2 protein-coding genes are annotated in these 2184 nt (G+C 66.3%); both read left to right on the top strand.

All coding sequences use genetic code 11. The features are described 5' to 3' along the window. Positions 1 to 920 precede the first annotated feature (920 nt). Complete coding sequence (locus tag VKN16_22535; GenBank protein HME96989.1) at positions 921 to 1421, top strand: helix-turn-helix domain-containing protein; 501 nt, start codon at positions 921 to 923, stop codon at positions 1419 to 1421. Beyond that, the gene (locus VKN16_22530; protein HME96988.1) at positions 1418 to 1963 is read left to right on the top strand and encodes a transposase; all 546 of its coding nucleotides are present in this window, start codon (positions 1418 to 1420) and stop codon (positions 1961 to 1963) included. The genes VKN16_22535 and VKN16_22530 overlap by 4 nt, the downstream gene beginning before the upstream one ends. Positions 1964 to 2184 lie beyond the last annotated feature (221 nt).

The following is a 2184-nucleotide window of genomic DNA, read 5'->3' as shown; positions in this document are numbered from 1 at the left end:
GAGCAGCTCGGGGTTGTCGACCTGGAGCTTCACCGCCAGCGCCTCCGCGATCTCTTCGAGCCGGGCCCGCTCCCGGAGCTTCTCGATGAGCTTGGCCTCGTGCTTGCGGAAGTACTCCTCCTCGAAAGACCGCTCGCGCTCCTTGAAGATATCCATGCCCATCACCTCGTTCCTCTGTTGACCGGCCCGAGCCGCGCGATCCACTGGGACGGGGCTCCAGCGGCGCGCGGGCTCATGCGCGATCGTCCTCGAGCGTTGGAGTGGTGCTCGTATCAGACCCATCATTTCGCGTCAATCCTTGCCACGATCGACCCAGCAGCGCCGGCTGCAGAGGGGCAGGTCCACCTTGCCTCGCTGCGCCCAGTGTCCAAAGATCACCGTCTCCGGGCCTCGCCAGACGTCGAACCAGGGGCAATCCCGGCATGCACGAGAATATAGCCGTCGTGGCGGATGAAGGCGTGAAGAGACTCCAGCCACGCAAGCCAGTCCTCGAGTGAGGACCCAGCTGCTTGCGCACCTGATCCAGCGTTCCCGTGGCGCGGCCCTCAAGCAGTGCGACCTCGTGGTTGCCACGACGGTGAGGGCGTCCAGGCGGCGGGCGAGGTCGAGACCCCCCGCGCTGTCGGGTCCGCGGTTGATGAGGTCACCACACAGCGCGAGGCGATGTTGCTGTCGGTTGAAACCGGCGACCGCCAGTAAGTCACGCAGCTCGGCCGCGCAGCCTTGGACGTCGCCCACGAACAGCACATCCCCATGTACGCACTTGTAGCATGCGCCGAGCCAAGGCCGTAAGCGCCTGCTAGTGCCGATCCAACTTGATTTGGCCAGAATAATGGGGGCACCCGCATACGCTGTTCCCAAGGGGGGACAGCATGGCCAACTCCGTGCGGCTGCGGACGCTGACGCGAGGGGAGCAGCGAGTGCTGCGGGCGAAGGTCAAGGATCGGCGACTGGCGGCCCGGCTCCACTGCCGGTATCGGGTGATCGCCGAGGTCGCCCGCGGCTGCTCGGTCGCCGAGGCGGCCGATCGCGTCGGCTGCAACGTGACCATGGTGTACGAGTGGGTGCATCGGTTCAACGCGAGCGGCTTCACGACCTTCGAGCAACCGCCCAATCCAAAGGGGCGGCTGCCCATTATCACGGGGCCCCAGATCCGCGAACTGATCGACATCGCCCTGTCCAGTCCCGCCGAGCGAGGTCTGCCGTTCTCGGCGTGGACGGTACCCAAACTGGCCGAGTACTGCCGGCAGCGCGGGCTGCTGCCGCCGATCACCGATGAATGGGTCCGCCGGCTCCTCCGCCGCGAAGGGCTGCGCGCCCAGCGGATCCGGACCTGGAAGACCTCGGATGATCCCGCGTTCGATCGGAAAAAAAACGCATCCGCCAGCTCTACCGGACGTGTCCGCCGCGGGCGGCGGTGATCTGCTTCGACGAGTGGGGCCCCCTGGAGCTCAAGCCCTTGGGCGGGCTCGCCTGGGGACGTCGTCGCCGGGCGCAACGCATGCGGGCTACCTATCACCGCCGCAAAGGCACCGAGCAGTTCCTCGGCTTCTACGATGTCCATGCCGACTGCTTGAGCGGCCTGTTCCGGCGGCGCAAACGGATCGTCGAGGTGAGCGAGGCCTTTCGGCGGCTGCGCGCCTGCTACCCGCGCAAGCGCCTCTTCGTCATTATGGATAACCTGCACAACGTCCATGATCATCCGCGCTTCTTGGCGCTGCTCCGGCGTCTGCACATCCACCCGGTCCCCACGCCCACCGACGCCTCCTGGCTCAATGCCATCGAAGCGCACTTCGGGGTCACGAAGCGGGCCACCCTCACCGGCTCGGACGACCGCGACCATGTCCCCCGTCGGCGCCGCATCTACCGCTACCTCCGCTACCGCAACCGCCGAGTCGGCCAGCAGCAGCATCCCTTGACTCGCATCCGTTCAATTGGCCCGATCAAGTTGGATCGGCACTAGAAGATATCCCAAAGGTATCTCACCAAGCAGACTGTGGCGCTCGACTTCGCGCGGGCCGCGGCGCTGGCGGAGTGACCATGGTCACCCTCGAAACGCGATCGCGCCGGGGCGCCAGGATCGACGATCGTCGTCGGAGCCATACCGCGACATCCCTCTCTGATGTTCCCGGGTGCGGTACACAGAGCGCATTGGCCGCAACCGCACCGACGGAGCGGTTGTGA

Source organism: Candidatus Methylomirabilota bacterium (assembly GCA_035315345.1).
Lineage (GTDB): Bacteria > Methylomirabilota > Methylomirabilia > Rokubacteriales > CSP1-6 > CAMLFJ01.
The sequence above is the reverse complement of the archived record's forward strand: the minus strand, read 5'-3'. Positions and strand labels throughout refer to the sequence as shown.